This is a genomic window from Allohahella marinimesophila (genome assembly GCF_039538005.1).
Taxonomy (GTDB): Bacteria; Pseudomonadota; Gammaproteobacteria; order Pseudomonadales; family Oleiphilaceae; genus Allohahella; species Allohahella marinimesophila.
The window spans coordinates 99439-115324 of sequence record NZ_BAABBO010000009.1; the positions used below are offsets into that span (position 1 = coordinate 99439).

General features: G+C 56.2%; 16 protein-coding genes. 9 read left to right on the forward strand and 7 right to left on the reverse strand.

Annotation, left to right across the window (positions count from 1 at the left end; translation table 11 throughout):
- Positions 1-3 precede the first annotated feature (3 nt).
- On the reverse strand, positions 4-2088 hold the full coding sequence (locus ABD735_RS09105) for a catalase (RefSeq protein ID WP_344805562.1): 2085 nt from the start codon (positions 2086-2088) through the stop codon (positions 4-6).
- Positions 2089-2298: 210 nt separating this feature from the next.
- Here ABD735_RS09105 and ABD735_RS09110 point away from each other — a divergent pair, with 210 nt between their 5' ends.
- The 4 genes from ABD735_RS09110 to ABD735_RS09125 are packed head-to-tail and all read left to right on the forward strand — an operon-like array spanning position 2299 to position 5717.
- A complete protein-coding gene (locus tag ABD735_RS09110; RefSeq protein WP_344805564.1) occupies positions 2299-3465 on the forward strand; it encodes an AI-2E family transporter in 1167 nt (388 codons plus the stop codon).
- 41 nt (positions 3466-3506) lie between these two features.
- On the forward strand, positions 3507-4538 hold the full coding sequence (locus ABD735_RS09115) for an amidoligase family protein (RefSeq protein WP_344805565.1): 1032 nt from the start codon (positions 3507-3509) through the stop codon (positions 4536-4538).
- Positions 4520-5236, forward strand: a complete 717-nt coding sequence (locus ABD735_RS09120) for a gamma-glutamyl-gamma-aminobutyrate hydrolase family protein (RefSeq protein WP_344805567.1) — start codon at positions 4520-4522, stop codon at positions 5234-5236. The genes ABD735_RS09115 and ABD735_RS09120 overlap by 19 nt, the downstream gene beginning before the upstream one ends.
- Positions 5229-5717 (forward strand): YqaA family protein, encoded by a 489-nt coding sequence (locus ABD735_RS09125; RefSeq protein ID WP_344805569.1) that lies wholly within the window; start codon positions 5229-5231, stop codon positions 5715-5717. Before ABD735_RS09120 ends, ABD735_RS09125 begins: the two co-directional genes overlap by 8 nt.
- A gap of 19 nt (positions 5718-5736) precedes the next feature.
- On the opposite strand, the gene ABD735_RS09130 is transcribed toward ABD735_RS09125, so the two are convergent.
- Complete coding sequence (locus tag ABD735_RS09130) at positions 5737-6336, reverse strand: hypothetical protein (protein WP_344805571.1); 600 nt, start codon at positions 6334-6336, stop codon at positions 5737-5739.
- Positions 6337-6369: 33 nt separating this feature from the next.
- On the reverse strand, positions 6370-6891 hold the full coding sequence (locus ABD735_RS09135) for a phage holin family protein (RefSeq protein ID WP_344805573.1): 522 nt from the start codon (positions 6889-6891) through the stop codon (positions 6370-6372).
- Between the two features lie 302 nt (positions 6892-7193).
- On the opposite strand from ABD735_RS09135, the gene ABD735_RS09140 reads away from it, so the two are divergent.
- Positions 7194-7706, forward strand: a complete 513-nt coding sequence (locus ABD735_RS09140; protein ID WP_344805574.1) for a hypothetical protein — start codon at positions 7194-7196, stop codon at positions 7704-7706.
- A gap of 24 nt (positions 7707-7730) precedes the next feature.
- Here ABD735_RS09140 and ABD735_RS09145 read toward each other — a convergent pair whose 3' ends face one another.
- The 4 genes from ABD735_RS09145 to ABD735_RS09160 form a co-directional block, all read right to left on the reverse strand.
- The gene (locus tag ABD735_RS09145; protein WP_344805576.1) at positions 7731-7967 is read right to left on the reverse strand and encodes a DUF2789 family protein; all 237 of its coding nucleotides are present in this window, start codon (positions 7965-7967) and stop codon (positions 7731-7733) included.
- Positions 7968-8031: 64 nt separating this feature from the next.
- Positions 8032-9495, reverse strand: a complete 1464-nt coding sequence (locus tag ABD735_RS09150) for a dihydrolipoyl dehydrogenase (protein ID WP_344805578.1) — start codon at positions 9493-9495, stop codon at positions 8032-8034.
- Positions 9496-9525: 30 nt separating this feature from the next.
- Entirely contained in the window at positions 9526-11826 is a 2301-nt protein-coding gene (locus tag ABD735_RS09155; protein ID WP_344805579.1) for a molybdopterin oxidoreductase family protein, read from the reverse strand.
- 100 nt (positions 11827-11926) lie between these two features.
- A complete protein-coding gene (locus tag ABD735_RS09160) occupies positions 11927-12361 on the reverse strand; it encodes a PilZ domain-containing protein (protein WP_344805581.1) in 435 nt (144 codons plus the stop codon).
- A 254-nt stretch (positions 12362-12615) separates the two neighbouring features.
- Here ABD735_RS09160 and ABD735_RS09165 point away from each other — a divergent pair, with 254 nt between their 5' ends.
- The 4 genes from ABD735_RS09165 (at position 12616) to ABD735_RS09180 (ending at position 15831) form a co-directional block, all read left to right on the forward strand.
- Complete coding sequence (locus tag ABD735_RS09165) at positions 12616-13410, forward strand: alpha/beta fold hydrolase (RefSeq protein WP_344805583.1); 795 nt, start codon at positions 12616-12618, stop codon at positions 13408-13410.
- The gene (locus ABD735_RS09170) at positions 13400-14512 is read left to right on the forward strand and encodes an asparaginase (protein ID WP_344805584.1); all 1113 of its coding nucleotides are present in this window, start codon (positions 13400-13402) and stop codon (positions 14510-14512) included. Before ABD735_RS09165 ends, ABD735_RS09170 begins: the two co-directional genes overlap by 11 nt.
- Before the next feature lie 141 nt (positions 14513-14653).
- Positions 14654-15289: a hypothetical protein gene (locus tag ABD735_RS09175; protein WP_344805586.1), complete on the forward strand. Its 636-nt coding sequence runs from the start codon at positions 14654-14656 to the stop codon at positions 15287-15289.
- A gap of 254 nt (positions 15290-15543) precedes the next feature.
- Complete coding sequence (locus ABD735_RS09180) at positions 15544-15831, forward strand: Lpp/OprI family alanine-zipper lipoprotein (protein WP_344805588.1); 288 nt, start codon at positions 15544-15546, stop codon at positions 15829-15831.
- Positions 15832-15886 lie beyond the last annotated feature (55 nt).

The window sequence follows — 15886 nt, forward strand, 5'->3', positions numbered from 1 at the left end:
TGATCAAGGCACCCGCTTCCAGAAACGCAGCGCGCGACAAGTCTGGATGAGTGTCTCGGCATCAGCCTCCGCGTTCATTTCTACACAGCCGCCGTCGGTCTGGTCCACGCCAGCCTTCTTCAGCAGGGGTGCAGAAGCCTTGGTGTAGCCAATGAACTTCATGTGAGCAAAGGCATCGGCCACGAAGTCACGTGCTGGTGGCATGGCTCTGAGTTGCTCAGCCCCCTCCGCCGTCAGCAGGAGACACACCGCATCGAACAGCACTGATGGTCCGCCATCGATTTTCTCCTGCACTTCCGCAACACTGCCATCGCTCAGCGTGACACCTCCGATCTCCGGCGCAATCACAGCCAGCATGGCCTTCTCCTTTTTGGCCGCAGCTTTGAGTGCATTGAAGATGGCTGCGTCGCTGCCATCGGCCATAAGCACACCGATCTTTCGCCCGGCGAAGGTGCCGGGCGCATTCTTGAGAATGCTGAGCGCATCAGACACTGGCAGATCATCCCGTGTCGGCATGGCTGCTTCGGCAGGCGCTGGCATATCGGGTATGCGCAGCCCCTTGGCTACTTTTTCGGCCAGCCCCTTATCCACGTTAAGGAGGTGGGCGACCATTCGCACTCGTATGGCCGGCGTCTCGACCTTGCTCAGTTCAAATATCAGGGCATCCGCCAGGTGCATTTGCTCCACTTCAGTCTGGCTCATGTAAAACTGTCGCGCCTGACTGTAATGGTCCGCAAAAGTCTCAGAACGTGAACGCTGCTTCACGCCACCTTCTTCGACCGGCACACTGGTAAAGCCTTTTCTCGCATCCGCCCTTGGCCCACCGTTGTCGCCCCAGCCGTTGGGTTCGTAGTTGGCCCGACCCTTCGGATTGTGCATGGCCATGTGCCCGTCCTGCTGGAAATGGGCGAAGGGGCATTTTGGCGCATTCACAGGAATATGGGTGAAGTTCGGCCCGCCAAGACGCTTGGTTTGGGTATCGAGATACGAAAAATTCCTGCCCTGCAGGAGCGGATCGTTACTGAAGTCGATACCGGGCACGATGTTCTGGGTGCAGAACGCTACCTGCTCGGTTTCAGCGAAGAAGTTATCAACGCGCTCGTTCAGAACCAGCCGACCGACCTTGCGGATGGGCACCTGCTCCTCGGGAATCAGCTTCGTCGAATCCAGCACATCAAATTCAAATTTTTCTGCGAAGTCTTCATCAAAGACCTGCAAGCCCAATTCCCACTCAGGGAAATCGCCTGATTCTATGGCATTCCAAAGATCCCGCCGATGGAAATCCGGGTCAGCACCATTGATCTTCAGTGCTTCGTTCCACACGACCGACTGCATGCCAAGCTTGGGCTTCCAGTGGAATTTGACGAACACGGATTGCCCTTCTGTATTCACCATCCTGAAGGTATGCACGCCAAAGCCTTCCATGAAACGGAAGGACCGAGGAATGGTGCGGTCCGACATTTGCCACATCACCATGTGCATGGCTTCAGGCATGAATGAAATAAAGTCCCAGAAGTTATCATGAGCCGACTGCGCCTGCGGAAAGGCACGGTCTGGCGCCTCTTTCACGGCGTGGACCAGATCGGGGAATTTCATCGCATCCTGAATGAAAAACACCGGGATATTGTTGCCGACGATGTCCCAGTTGCCTTCCTGCGTGTACAGCTTCACTGCAAAACCGCGAACGTCCCTCGCCAGATCGAATGAACCCTTGTTGCCGGCTACCGTCGAGAAGCGAACGAAAGCGGGGGTCTTTTCACCCTTGCGCTGGAACAGATCAGCCTTGGTCAGCTCGGGTATGGGATCATAGCTTTCGAAATATCCTCGAGCACCGTAGCCTCTTGCGTGCACGACGCGCTCGGGAATGCGCTCATGATCGAAATGAAAGATCTTTTCGCGCATGATCTGATCTTCGAGCAGCGTCGGCCCTCTTGCGCCAGCTTTCAGCGAATTCTGGTCGTCGGCGACCGGCGCACCCTGTGCGGTGGTCATGGTCGGATTCTTGCCACCGGCCTGTTGGTGGATTTCGCCACCCTTGCCGGTAGGCACCTGCTTGTTGTTGGTGCCTTCGTGAGTTGATTGCGTCATTCTTGTCTCCAGAGTCAGGGCGCTTGATCCGGCATGCAGAATGCTGCCGAAGTGTGTGTAAGCGAAGACAGGGAAGAAGATGGTCAGGAATCTGGTACGCTACAGACCAGCTTGCAGATGAGCCGACCTTGAACTACGCCTCTGCCGCAGGTCGGTGGAGTCTGACCCACCCCCGCCGCCGTATAAGACTGATTATCTGGAGACTGCTGTTTGACGCATAATGAAAAAAGGCCAGGAGAGGCCGGGATTGCCCTGGCCGACTGGCAGCAACTGAGCCGCTCCTGGCTGCTCACCGCCGCGCTGTTATTGATTATTGCTACCACTGGCGTGCACCTACTCGTCTTTGCCAGTTCGGTGCTCATTCCCATACTGTTCGGCTTCTATCTGTCCGTACTCTTGTATGCGCCGATGATCTGGCTCAGCAGGCTGTTCATCCCCCAGGCTATCGGTGCGCTCATATTGGTACTGGCAGTGTTCGGTACTATGGTCGGCGGCCTTCTTCTGTTGAAGGAGCCCGCTACCAGCTGGATTCAGACGGCCCCTGCGGTGATGCAGAAGCTCAAGTCGCAGACGCCCGGGCTTCAGGAAACGCTCGACGAGATGGAGAGCCGCACCAGTGAAGTCGAGAACATTGTCGACGGTGCCATCCCCTCGGAAAACTCCAAGGTCGAAGCTGATACCATAGTGATCGATCAGCCAAATGATGACTGGCGTGAGACGGTGTTTTCGAAGATCACCAGTTTCGTGTGGGCGCTTTCGGTCACGCTTATCCTGTGCTATTTTTTCCTTGTTGGCGGGGATCCACTGGCACGAAATATTTCGATGACCTTCAGGCACCGATCGCAACGGGTGTCCGCGCTGAAACTGATGCGTAAACTTCGCAGTAGTCTTGCGCAGTATATCTTCGTGACCATGTGCGTGAACCTGTCGTTCGGCGTCGTCATTGGTCTTGTGCTCTGGGTTTTTGGGGCCGAATACGCCATGCTGTGGGGCATACTCGTAGGCCTCATGCGATACATACCTTATGTTGGCAACGTATTGTCGTTGATCGCGGTCACTGCCGCAGTGGCGACGGCCAACCTCGAGGTAGGCCCGCTCATCGCTGCGCCGGCCATCACTGCGGTGCTCATGTTCATCTGTGGGAACTTCATAGATCCCATGGTCCATGCCCGCAAGTTCGAACTGAATCCCATCGTCATTTTTGGATCCATTATCTTCTGGAGCTGGATCTGGGGCGTGGCGGGCCTGTTTATTGCAGTGCCAACGCTGCTGGTCATTGCGGTCACCTGCGGTCATGTGGGCAGATTGCGACGATTCCATCTCATACTGTGCTCAGACAGCGATCTGAATCGTAGTCCAGCAAAACGGCGTAGCTAGATCAAGAAACGCTATCAAGGGAATGTGCAAAGGTGAATGTCATGAACAAGAGTGAGCTGAAGGACCCGTCCGAGAGAAGCAACGAATTGCGGTCGAAAGGGCAGTATCTCCTGCCCCCATCCATCGACAATGAAAAGGGAGAGCGCCGCAGGGTCGGTATCGAAGTCGAGCTCAGCGGACCCGAGGTCAAGGATCTCGTGGAACTTGTTGCGCAGGTGTTCGACGGTAAGATGGAGCGTCTGTCTGAACGCGAATGGCTATTGCATAGCGAGGACTACGGCACTTTTACCGTCGAGGTCGATTCGCAGCTGCTCAAGCGAATCGCGCGAGAATATGAAGATACTGGCAACATGATTGACGAACTGACTTCCAGCACCCTTGGCTCCATTACCAAGGGCTGGGTGCCTTGCGAAATCGTCACGCCCCCGCTGCCAATCGATGAAATCGATCGCATGGACAAGCTGATAGACCTGGTCAGGGAGCGTGGTGGCAAAGGTACCAAGGACTCAATCTGGAACGCCTTCGGACTGCATTTCAATCCCGAAATCGTCGCCCTGGATGCAAAAACCATTTTGCATCATCTGCAGGCCTACGTGTGTGTGCACGACTGGCTTGTCGAACATGGAGATGTGGATATCAGCCGTCGGGTGACGCCATATATCAATCCATTCGAAACTGACTATGTCGAGTTTATCCTGCGTGAAGACTACACACCGGACATGGATACCCTGATCGATGATTACATGCGCTTCAATCCAACGCGAAACAGGGCACTGGACATGCTGCCCATGTTTCTCCATATCGACAAGGAACGTGTAAGGGGGACGATCACAGATCCTCTGGTCAAGCCCCGACCTACCTTCCACTACAGGCTCCCCAACTGTGATATCGACAATCCAGCCTGGGGCCTGTGGGAGCCCTGGAACGATTGGGTAATGGTCGAGTCACTGGCTGCAGACCCGATACGGCTTCGCGAGGCCTGCGACGCCTATCTCGAGCATCTGGACAGCTTTACCCCGGACTTCATCAAACCATGGAAGGAGCAGATTGTTAAATGGCTCGACGTCCGATAATTGCAGTCACCGGCCCCGACACCCGCTATCCGATCGCCTGGTGGGCCACCTCCATCTGCCTTCGGCTGCTGGGTGGTAGTCCGGTCAGGCTTACGCCGAGACACCCAGCTGCGGTAGATCAGTTCGATGGCGTCATCATTGGCGGTGGTGATGACATCGATCCTCAGCTCTACGGGGATGATGAGTCCGAGCTGGCCAAGATTGACACTCAGCGCGATGCCTTCGAAGTGGAAATGATCCGCCAGGCTATCGAACGTAAGACGCCATTAATGGGCATCTGCCGGGGCATGCAGCTGATCAATGTAGTCTTGGGTGGTACGCTGTTTCCGGATATCCGTCCCATGCGGGCGATCACCTCGAACCGGCGCACGCCCTTTCCTCTGAAAACGGCGCTGATTCAGCCTAAGTCGCGACTGGGACGCATCATTGATGTGCACGCTTATGAGAACCGGATCCGCATCAACAGCCTGCACCACCAGGCAATTGATCAGCTCGGCAATCAGCTGGAGGTCGCGGGGCGGGATCTGGACCAGCTCGTGCAGGCTGTTGAATCGAATGCGGAGCAATTCATCATCGGCGTGCAATGGCATCCCGAATACCTTCCCTATCTGCGTCCTCATCGACGTTTGTTCCGCAATCTGATCAGCTCGGCGGCTGAATTCAGGCTGGGGCGGGAGGATGCACTGACCAGTGTATGATTCGTTTACTGCGACCCTGAGCAGCCTGTCCGAGAGCCTCACTACCGGCTCGCTTCTAGGCGATTACGGGCTACTCTGGCTAGGGGCTTTTGCAGCGGCCACCATCCTGCCGTTCTACTCTGAGCTCTTGCTACTCAAGATGCTGACTGCCTATCCTGATCATTGGTTAGGGCTCACATTGATGGCCACTTTCGGCAACACAATGGGTGCCTGCGTCAACTGGTGGCTGGGCAAGTACATGCTGCACTATCAGGATCGTCGCTGGTTTCCACTCAAGGAAAAGCACTTGAAACCGGCGCAGCGCTGGTTCGAGAAATACGGAAAATGGACTCTGCTATTGTCCTGGAGCCCATTGGGGGGTGATGCCATCACCCTGGTGGCTGGCATCATGAAGGTGAAATTCTGGGAGTTCTATTGCCTGACTTTTGCCGGCAAGGCAGTTCGCTATTTCGCTATTGCCCTTATTCTGCCGAATCCCTGAAGATATTGGGCAAAACCGGTCATTCGACCGGCTCTGACTCCCGGCGGGTATACGCCACGTAGCCACCGACCGCCACACCGATGCCAGCCGCGATCGCAGCGCCCTTGAACATCGTATCCATATGGTCATCGTCAGATGACCGGTTAACGCCGTTCAAGTGTGAATAGGCCGGTACATAATGGTGCTCGTTCTTCAGCTGCCGCCTGATCGCTGACTGGTCGGTTTGCATACCTGAATCAAGCCCGGAGTCGCGGCTCGTCTCGTCCAGAGCGGTGCTGCGCTGCGCGTGTGATTCAGAGCTGTTGTCGGTCCGAGAGCCGGAATTGGCATCCAGATAACCCTTGGCTAGCAAGGCAAGACCGAAGCAGGTCAAGGCCGTGCCCAAGGGATTTTCCCTGGCAATGTGGCCAAACTCCCGCGCGAAAGAACCGCTCTGTCCCGTCAGCAGCTCCCGCCCCCGATCCACCAGGTGTTCAGCGATGTAGTCAGGCTGAACCCGACGCTCAAGCTCGCCCAGGTTGGCATCGATGGCCGATCGCTTGCGCGCAATATGCTCGCGCAACTCTTCGATCGACGCCGTTTCGGGATCAAAATTCTCTTGGTCCAGTTGGTCGTTCATTCAGATTCTCCTTGGTGTTTTAGCGACGGCCACTTAGCTCACGTGATCGGCCAGCATATTCTTGTCTTTCTTCAAGGTGTCAGCCGTATTGCTCGGCTTCAGATTTTTCGCTGATGACAGGCTCTTGGCCCAGAACACCAGAATCAGACCAAGCAGTGTGACCGCGCCTCCGACAATCAATGAAGACATCCAGAACGGCATGGTCTCCGCTAATCCATAGGTGGCTGACTGCATGAGGAACAGCGTACCTGCAAACAGCGTAATACCCGCCACGATAACGGCAATAATACTCTTCTTGACATCGCTGATAGCCTGCAAACCTTCCTTCTTGGCCAGCGTAATTTCATCGACAAGCAAAGCAGTGGCATCAGAACTCAGGGTACGGACCAGATCGACGGGATTGAGATGCCTCATGTAATCATAGTCCTTGCGTTCCGTCCCATCTGAAGCAGCCTGCTCGTCGGTCGCCCGGCGGTCGCGATCCTCGCCGAATAGATCCCGGCGAGCGGCTCGTGTGGACTCGGTAGTTGAAGTGTCGTCTGAAACAGCGGTCATAGCTGATCTCCAATTGTTGGAATTATTCCTTGCGCCCTGACGGCGAACTCATCAGAAAGGGAGTAGCACTTTTCGAGCCAATTATTACGCGATATAAATCAGTTGCTTACGAGCTAGCCAGATCAGACCTTTTCGCCAAATTGGCGAAATGGCGAGCAATTCGTGTAGAAAATACAATGAGATGGGGCAAATCCCGTGCCGCTGCTCTGCACCGCCATTCGCTTCTTGATCGTACTTACCTGGTAGGTAGGACACTTTCTCGACACCAGACCATAACAACAGCGATAAAGAGGCAGAGGATCATGAGTAATAAAATATATGCAGTCGTAGCCACACTTGATGAAGCAGCACCGGTAGTCGCCACTCTTCGTGACGCAGGGTTCAGCGACGAGCAGATCGGTGTCGTGTGCAAGAATGAGAGCGTGACCGAGAGCAATCTTCCAGACGCGGATATCACACAGACAAGTCAGGTGGGTGATGCAGCCAAGCGTGGAGCGGCAGTTGGTGGCGCTACAGGCCTTCTCGCAGGGCTGGCGGCGGTCGCCTTTCCGCCCGCAGGTATAGCGCTGGGGGGTGCGGCCCTGGCTGGAATAACGGCGGCTGGTGCAGGCGTTGGCACCTGGTCGGCCACCATGATTGGTGTAAGCGAACAGAGCCCGGTACTGGAGGAAGTCGACTCAGCTGTGGAGGCGGGTAAAGTCCTCATCATGGCGGAGGCAGACGATGAGGACGATTCGGCCCTGCAGCGTGTGCTGAAACAGATCGAGAGCAATCACGCCTCGACCTTGCAGACCAGTGGCTTCATCGAAGCCTGACACCGGCCTGCATCCTGGCTGGGCCTAGGCTCTGAGACGGGTGCTCAGCTCATCCATGGCTACAGCCCATTCTGCGTCGTCCTGCCAGGACTGGCTCAGAAAGGCTGCCTGAGACTTGCTCCAGAATTCTGCATCAGCCAGTTTCAGATTCTTGTCCAGGGGGCGCTTCTCCTTGATGAAAGCCTCGATGGCCGCATCGCTGCTATCCAGTCCCAGTTGCTCGAACAGACCATTGATGGTGTGGTGGGTAGAAGTATCCATAACTGAAATCCTTATAGTGAGGGCGGGGGTAGTGGCTAACAGTCAGCCGTGTGTTGCAATAAACTCATGAGCCTGGCCCGCAGTCAATATTCTCCTCCACGACGACAGCCGGACCTGAGAGCAGCGCTCTGTCTAGATCACGAAGCGCTGTACGCAGAATCTCCTCGAGCGTGGGATGGTAGAAAGGCAATTCGAGCATATTGTCGACTGTGATGTCCTGCTGTAGTACCCAGGCCAGGGTATGCGCAAGATGTTCGGCTGATGGGCCGAAAATCTCCGCGCCAAGAAATTTTCCTGAACCGAAAGCGCCATAGACTATGAGCTCGCCTTGATTTCGCCCAAGTACTCTGGACCGGCCCTGATTCTCAAATGATGCCCGCCCGACTGCATAGCCATTAGGCGCAAGAGGGCTGAACTCGCTTTTGGCTGATCCGACCCTGGCGATCTGTGGATCGCAATACACCACCGAAAGCGGTGTGCGGCGCTTGCCGGCCCGAACTGAAGGCCATGCAGCGGCGTTGCGACCCGCAATTCGGCCCATGTCTGCTGCCTCATGCAGCAATGGGATGTCTGTGCTGGCATCGCCAGCGATAAAGATATGCTCTTGCGAGGTCTGCATCGTGTAGCGACAGAATACCGGCTGGCCTCGCTCATCAAGTTCAATACCGGCGGCGGCCGGGTTCAACGCCGTCATGGCTGGACGGCGACCCGTGGCCGCCAGTACATAGTCGAAAGTTTCGGTCTGTTCAGGCGCTGACTCGAAGGCCCGGAACCGGATACTCACTCCCTCATCCACCCGCTCGAGCCCGGCGACCTCTGCTGCCGGATGCAACTGAAGCCCAGCGCTGGCGAACACCTTCGCGGCATTGCATCTGATCTGCTCATCCTCGATCCCGCCGATCCCTCCGCCACGACCGAATATTCTGACGCGCACACCGAGCCTGTGTAGAGCCTGCCCCAGCTCCAGACCAATAATGCCAGCACCGAAAACAGCTACTGAGGCAGGCAGCGTTTCCAGCTCGAAGACATGTTCATTAGTGATCAGCCGATCACCTGCCGGCTTGAGCATATCGGGAATATAAGGGGCCGCCCCAATCGCGATGATGAAGCGTTCGGCGCGAATGACCGCTGGCTCTGCAGGCTGACCATCAGGCACTACTTCCACGGTATTGGCATCGAGAAAGCGGGCCCTGCCAAGCAGCTTATGCGCTTCCGGAAAATCCACCATCGACTCGAGCACTGAAGAGACGAAGCGATTGCGCTCGCTGCGAACACGTTGCATGACAGCACGACCATCGACCGAATAGTTCACATCACGTATGCCGAACAGCGGGCTCGCATCGATGGCATGCGCCGCCTCAGCCGCTGCGATCAGCAGCTTGCTGGGCATGCACCCATCCCGGGCACAGGTGGTCCCGTAGGCATGGGCTTCAATCAGGCGGACGGAGTCAGTCTTTGCGGCCACACGGCGATAAGCGGACAGACCCGCTGTGCCTGCACCGATAACGACAACATCTACCTTGATCATGTCCGAACTCCTGACATTATTGATGACGCCTCAAGCCGCCTTGACGCGGCGCTTATCCGTCGGCATTAGCGTTACCGGCACGGCATTCAGCACGGCTGTGCCGCATAGCGGGTCCACCTGCATTTCGTCGGTCAGATCATTCACACTGACGCCTGCGTGTGCCTGTGCCGTCTTCTGCGAGATGCCGGACCTGGCATGTCCCCAGCCATGGGGGATGCTGATCACACCCGGCATGATGGTGTCGGTGACTTCAGCAGGGATGTCCACCCGTCCCACAGCCGATGTGACTGTGACACTCTGACCATCTTCCACACCAAGCCTTTCAGCGTCCTCTGGATGAATCATGGCCGTGCAGCGATTCTTGCCCTTAACCAGCCGATAGCTGTTATGCATCCAGCTGTTATTACTGCGAACGTGTCGCCTGCCAATCAGGAGGAAGCTATTATCCAGCGGCTCCCGCGCATGCGACTCATACGATTTGAGGAGATCGGCCACGCGAGGCAGATCCTGCAAATAGAGCCGTGGCGCGAGACGGATCTTCTTGCCTTTCGTATACAGGCGCTCGGGCAGACACGGCTTCAGTGGACCAAGATCGAGCCCATGGGGTTCATTACGAAGCCTGTTGAGCGAGAGATTCTTTTCGGCGTTGTTGTTGCGGCGCAGCAGCGGACCGGTTTCCAGCAGCTTGCGTAAGGGCGTGCGTTTGCCCAACAAGTCGAGAAGTTTGCCGGCGGCATTGCCCCACAGCTTGCTGCCCGGCGGCAAACGCCCATAGGGTCCTAACTGCAGAAACAGGTCGACCATCCCATCGGGAGTCAGTCGATGCATCAGTTCGAATCTCGCCCTGGCCATGACTGAGCTCGCCACATCCCTGGACTCAAGACGTCGCGCCAGATTGAGGAAGATTTCCCAGTCATGCTGGCTGCCTTCAGCTGGCTCGAATACGGGGCCTGCATACTTCACGATATTGCGCACGGCCACCATGGGAAAGACGACGTCGATGTGACTGCGCTCCAGAGGCCCTGTAGGCGGCAGAATGATGTCCGCATGCCTCGATGTTTCCGTGACATACATATCGATGCTGACCATGAAATCGAGACTGGCAAGCGCCTTGTCGAGTTGCTGCCCGTTCGGCGACGACAGTACCGGATTGCCCGCGATCATGACCATGGCGCGGATACGCTTGTCTCCCGCATCCATGATTTCCTCGGCCATGGTCGATGACGGCAGTTCGCCACCGAACTCGGGTAAGGCTCTGACCACAGATTTGTACTTGTCGAAGTGCCCGCTCTGGCCAGCCATAGCGCCGAAAGCCACCATGTCCACAGCCGGCAAGGTAAACATCATGCCACCTCGGCGATCGAAGTGACCGGTGACTATATTGAGGCAGTACACCAGCCAGGTGCACAGCGCCCCGTAGGCCTGCACGCTGGTGCCGATTCTGGAATAGAGCACGGCCTCAGGCGTGTTGGCGAACTCTGCCGCGAGTTTGCGAATGTCGTGGGCATGCACGCCAGTCGGCCCCTCAACGACTTCCGGTGTATAGCTGTGACAGGCCAGCTTCACCAGATCGAGGTCTTCGATATGTTTTTTCAGATGCCCCGAATTGTCCAGCCCTTCTTCAAAAATCACGTTGAGCATGGCCAGCAAAAACAGTACGTCGGTGCCCGGCTTGATGAAGATATGCTCCGACGCCAGTGCCGAAGTTTCTGTGCGTCGAGGATCAATGGTGACGACCCGTCCACCGCGGGCAGTGATGGCCTTCAAACGGTGCGGCATGCCCGGCGCAGTCATGAGACTGCCGTTGGACGCGGCGGGGTTGCCGCCGATACAGATGAAGAGATCGGTTCTGTCGATGTCAGAGACGGGAAACATGGCCTGATGCCCGAACATCTTGAGATTGGCCAGCATATGAGGCAGCTGATCCAGCGAAGTCGCCGAGAAGCGTTTGCGGGTCTTCAATGCTCGCAGCAAAGGCAGCGAGAAGAGGATGTTGCCATGATTATGGACGTTAGGGTTTCCAAGATAGACGCCCAGCGCCTTGCTGCCGTGCTGATCGCTGATTCGATTGAGCCGCTTCGCCACCTCATCATAGGCCGCTTCCCAGCTGATCTTCTCCCAGCCTGAGGCTGTTCGGCGAACCGGCTGACGAAGCCGGTCTGGATCCTGCTGCAAATCCTGGAGTGCAATGGCTTTGGGGCAGATAAAACCTTTGCTGAAGCTGTCCTGGTCGTCACCTTTGATACTGACGACGGCGTCACCGTCAGTCTCGATCCTGATTCCGCACATGGCTTCACAAAGCGTACAGGTTCTGAAATGTGTTGCGGGCATAAGCTGTATCCTGGGCTAACTTGTTGTTCGTTTGCCCACAGGTTATCCCGCAACGCGCCTTCGCGGCAATGTACTATCCTGACTGTATCAACTGGCCGAATCAGCTGTCTGAACTGTTTCTCTGCTGAATGCGTTTCGCCACGCTTTGTGCGCGGTCGACAAGCTCCTCGATTCGCAGCAACTGGGCCTGCAGTGATTCGCTGCCCTGACCTTTCTGTGAACTGTCAAATTCGATGCCGTAGCGATATTGCCGACCCACGGTTTTCACGTGCCGAACTATACCGCTGAGCTTCGGGATAGTGACTGAACCCATTTCCATGACGAGCTCGATACTGAGCAATATCGAAGCGCCTTCCTTCAGAACATCTGGAGAAATGATCGAGATACCCTGATGGTTGAAGTCCTTGCTGGAGACCTCATCCCAGGACTCACCAAAGAGCCCGCGCTTGGTCCGGAGTTTCGTTCGGAGCTCGGCAGAGGGATAGCGATAGGTTCGGCGACGTTCTTTCCCCTCTGATGGCGTTACCTGAGTCAAATCGATCTCCTTCGTCAATGTTCTGTTCTACGCCAGGCGGCGGGTTGGGGTTCAGAGACCGCTTGAACCACTCGGTGGACTGCCCTTATCGATCATCCGACCTGTCAGCGATTCAATAGGCAGACTGCACTCAATGTTATAGTCTGTGTACCGATAGCCGTCTAATTGGCGTAAGACGATCTCATGCAGAATGTGAAGTAGCGCACCTTCCATAAGGTGCCTTCGAATCGAACAGCACAGGACACCACTGGTTCATGTCGATCCCCCTGAATGCACGTAGAATGGGCAGTGCGGCAGCGCCTGATCTGCTCATGGCCCATGGTCTCTTTGGCTCACTGGAAAATCTGCTCGCCCCCGCTCGCAAGCTGAGCGAAGACTTTCACATCCACCTGCTCGACCTCCGCAACCATGGCCAGTCGCCGCATTGCAACGACATGGGCTATCCGGCCATGGCTGATGATGTACTCCAGTATCTGGATGAGCAGGCTCTGGACCGCGTTTTCGTGTTGGGTCATTCAATGGGCGGAAAGGTCATGATGCAGCTGGCTCTGGATCATCCAGAGCGGGTAAAAGCCCTGATTGTCGCCGATATCTCACCCGTGACCTATCCGCCTCATCATAATGCGATTCTTGATGGGCTCAAGGCTATCAGACTCAGCGATATCAGTAGCCGACGCGACGCAGATGCGGCACTGAGCGCTTTTGAGCCCAACCTGGCCGTACGTCAGTTCCTGCTCAAGAATCTCAGGCTGAGCGAAGACGCCGACGGACAACCCCCTCGCTATGAATGGCGGCTCAATCTCGACGCCATCATTGCCGGCTATGATCGGCTCGCGGAAGCGCCAGTCTATGCAGCGCCGTATACCGGACCAACCCTGTTCATCAAGGGTGGAGAGTCCGCCTATATTCAAAAAAAGCATCAGGCGACGATCAACACAATGTTTCCGGCCGCCCAGGTCCGCATCATGCCCGGCGCCAGCCACTGGCTACATGCTGAAAAGCCCGATCTGTTCAGCGGCATTGTGAAGCGCTTTCTCGATGAACTCTGAACGTCTGCCACTCGGCCTACTGTACACCGGCGGCACAATCGGCATGGAGCCTGGCGAGCGCGGGCTCGCCATCACTGCTGATGCAGCCGACTTCGAAGCACGACTGCGGGCGCGTCTGCCGTCGGACTGCCCCGCATTCGAGCGTCTTGATGCCAGCATTCCCTTGATGGACAGCAGTAATGCACAGCCAGACGACTGGCGCCTCCTCGCTCAGCTCATCTACCAGAATCGGCAGCATTTCGCGGGCTTTGTGGTGCTGACCGGGACGGATACCATGGCTCATACCGCCTCTGCGCTCAGCTTTCTGTTAGCAGGCCTTGAGCTGCCAGTTGTGCTGACCGGAGCCCAGCGCCCCCTTGGCCCGGCAAGACCCAAAAAACCGATCGAGCCCACCGATGCCGTGAGCAATGTCAGCTCAGCGCTGCAGTACTGCTTCGCGCTCGGCGACCTGAATCGTCCAAACATCTTTCTCAGCTGTGTGTTTCTGGCCTTTGACAGTCTACTGCTGCGCGGAAATTGTGCACGCAAGGTCGACTCAGCGCGCCTTCGAGCCTTTCAGAGCCCAAACCTTCCGCCTGTGGGACAGCTTATCGATGGCCAGGTGAAGCTTGAGCAGACCTTGCTGTATCGCGACAATCCAGAGTTTGTCCGCAGCCTCCCCAGCGCCTCGCTCGAGTCTCGTATGGCAGCACTCGACAGCGCTGCCACCTGGAACCAGCCAGCCGTCGCAAGCTGCTTCCTGCTGCCTGGCGCCGCCGCCCTGCAGTTGGACGCTGCACTCTGGCCGGATTGCCGGGCACTCCTGCTGCTGAGCTATGGCAGCGGTAACATTCCATCGACTGATACAGCTTTCCTTAGCCACCTCAGCCGGCTACGACAACGCGGTCTGCTCATGCTCAACACCACCCAGTGCCTGGCCGGCGGCGTTGGCGGGAATTATGAGACGGGCCACGCCCTGAGAGAGCTTGGGATAGTGTCTGCAGGCCTGATGACGCCGGAGTCCGCCTTCGTGAAATTACACCTGTTCGCCCGGTTGCCGATGCTGTATCCCGCGGACTCTCTGGACACCGATTTATGTGGTGAACAGATCATGCCGGTTTAACTTGCCAAGTGGTCTTAATTCAGAGATGCTGGCCTTAGAGTACATTTACGTATCCCATCCGGATGGCATTCTCTATAGTTGTAGCGCGTCCTGACGGCACACGGCAAATGTCGGACACATCATGTACAGCTGAGGTTTATAATGAACACGACGTTGTTTGGCGATGAAATGGCGAGTGACTTACCCTCGATTCTGGTCATGTATGGCTGTTTACAGGATCGGAAGGACGCTGACCTATGCGCTCTGCCTGGCGAGAATATTGACGACAGTTACCCGGTGGAAATCGGAGTCATGCGCTCTGACGGCGATGCCTTCTGTGCACTTATCCAGCCTTGCAAAGGCTGGAAGCAGCTGCCTGAGTCTGCATCCAACGTCCATTATATTTCACCCGGACTGATCGATCGTCACGGCGTCAATGTCGAAGCGGTGGCCGAGGGCCTCAATCGCCGATTTTCCGGTCTTACCCTGTATAGCGAGCAGCTGGCACAACACAAGGCCTGGCTGGACATGATCTTCGATGCAGCTGATATCCGTCGTGAGTTTGACGTGGTAGACCTCGCCTCAATGCTCACCACTCGTCAGAAAGATATCTGGCCTGCCACTGCCCGTCGGGTTCGACAAATGCTTGGCTTCACCCGCCAGCGTGCCAGTTCGGAAGCTCGTATCCTGCAGACGACCTTTCACTGGTCTCTGAATAACGAAGCCTTCCATAGCGACCGGCCAGTGCTGCCAAAGGCAGTGGCCCCCAGAAAAGCCCTGAATCAGGGTGTTGCCTGACATAAGACCACAGCGGACAGGATCATCCTCGATCCTGTCCCTGAATCGCTTACCCCCGCCCACTATCCTGCTCACCCGCTTTACCTAAGTCTTTATACCTACGCAATAAAAACGCCTGTTCACTATCTTTAAATCCTGTTAAAACAGTCTAAACTTGAACTGGATCGATCGATAATACATTGCTGGGTTAGCGACGTATCATTCTCGAACAGTTCAATAGCACCAATTCAAAATCTAAATAACGGGGATACTTCATGAATAGATTTCTAGCTTCCAGTCTGATGATCGGCTCACTGGCACTGGTTGGTTGTGCCAGCACACCTGACGAAGAAACAGCAGGCGGTTCAGCCATGCAAACTGCCGAGAGCGCGCAGTCCACTGCTGATACTGCATCCAGCAAAGCTGACAAGGCGCAGAAGCGTGCCGATGAAGCTTACAAGAAAGCTGAAGAAGCCATGGCCGCAGCAGTGGCTGCCCAGCGCGCGGCAGAACAGGCCGACCAGCGTGCCAACCGCATGATGGAAAGATCCAGCCGTAAGTAGGGCTGAATGTCTACGAAGCGGCTGTCTTGATCGACAGCCGCTTTTTTTTGCCTGA

What these genes read in the sequence shown, in the direction of transcription:
- ABD735_RS09105 (WP_344805562.1), bottom strand. Translation starts at nt 2,088, where the DNA reads ATGACGCAATCAACTCACGAAGGCACCAACAACAAGCAGGTGCCTACC.
- ABD735_RS09115 (WP_344805565.1), top strand. Translation starts at nt 3,507, where the DNA reads ATGAACAAGAGTGAGCTGAAGGACCCGTCCGAGAGAAGCAACGAATTG.
- ABD735_RS09120 (WP_344805567.1), top strand. Translation starts at nt 4,520, where the DNA reads ATGGCTCGACGTCCGATAATTGCAGTCACCGGCCCCGACACCCGCTAT.
- ABD735_RS09130 (WP_344805571.1), bottom strand. Translation starts at nt 6,336, where the DNA reads ATGAACGACCAACTGGACCAAGAGAATTTTGATCCCGAAACGGCGTCG.
- ABD735_RS09135 (WP_344805573.1), bottom strand. Translation starts at nt 6,891, where the DNA reads ATGACCGCTGTTTCAGACGACACTTCAACTACCGAGTCCACACGAGCC.
- ABD735_RS09140 (WP_344805574.1), top strand. Translation starts at nt 7,194, where the DNA reads ATGAGTAATAAAATATATGCAGTCGTAGCCACACTTGATGAAGCAGCA.
- ABD735_RS09145 (WP_344805576.1), bottom strand. Translation starts at nt 7,967, where the DNA reads ATGGATACTTCTACCCACCACACCATCAATGGTCTGTTCGAGCAACTG.
- ABD735_RS09150 (WP_344805578.1), bottom strand. Translation starts at nt 9,495, where the DNA reads ATGATCAAGGTAGATGTTGTCGTTATCGGTGCAGGCACAGCGGGTCTG.
- ABD735_RS09155 (WP_344805579.1), bottom strand. Translation starts at nt 11,826, where the DNA reads ATGCCCGCAACACATTTCAGAACCTGTACGCTTTGTGAAGCCATGTGC.
- ABD735_RS09165 (WP_344805583.1), top strand. Translation starts at nt 12,616, where the DNA reads ATGTCGATCCCCCTGAATGCACGTAGAATGGGCAGTGCGGCAGCGCCT.
- ABD735_RS09170 (WP_344805584.1), top strand. Translation starts at nt 13,400, where the DNA reads ATGAACTCTGAACGTCTGCCACTCGGCCTACTGTACACCGGCGGCACA.
- ABD735_RS09175 (WP_344805586.1), top strand. Translation starts at nt 14,654, where the DNA reads ATGAACACGACGTTGTTTGGCGATGAAATGGCGAGTGACTTACCCTCG.
- ABD735_RS09180 (WP_344805588.1), top strand. Translation starts at nt 15,544, where the DNA reads ATGAATAGATTTCTAGCTTCCAGTCTGATGATCGGCTCACTGGCACTG.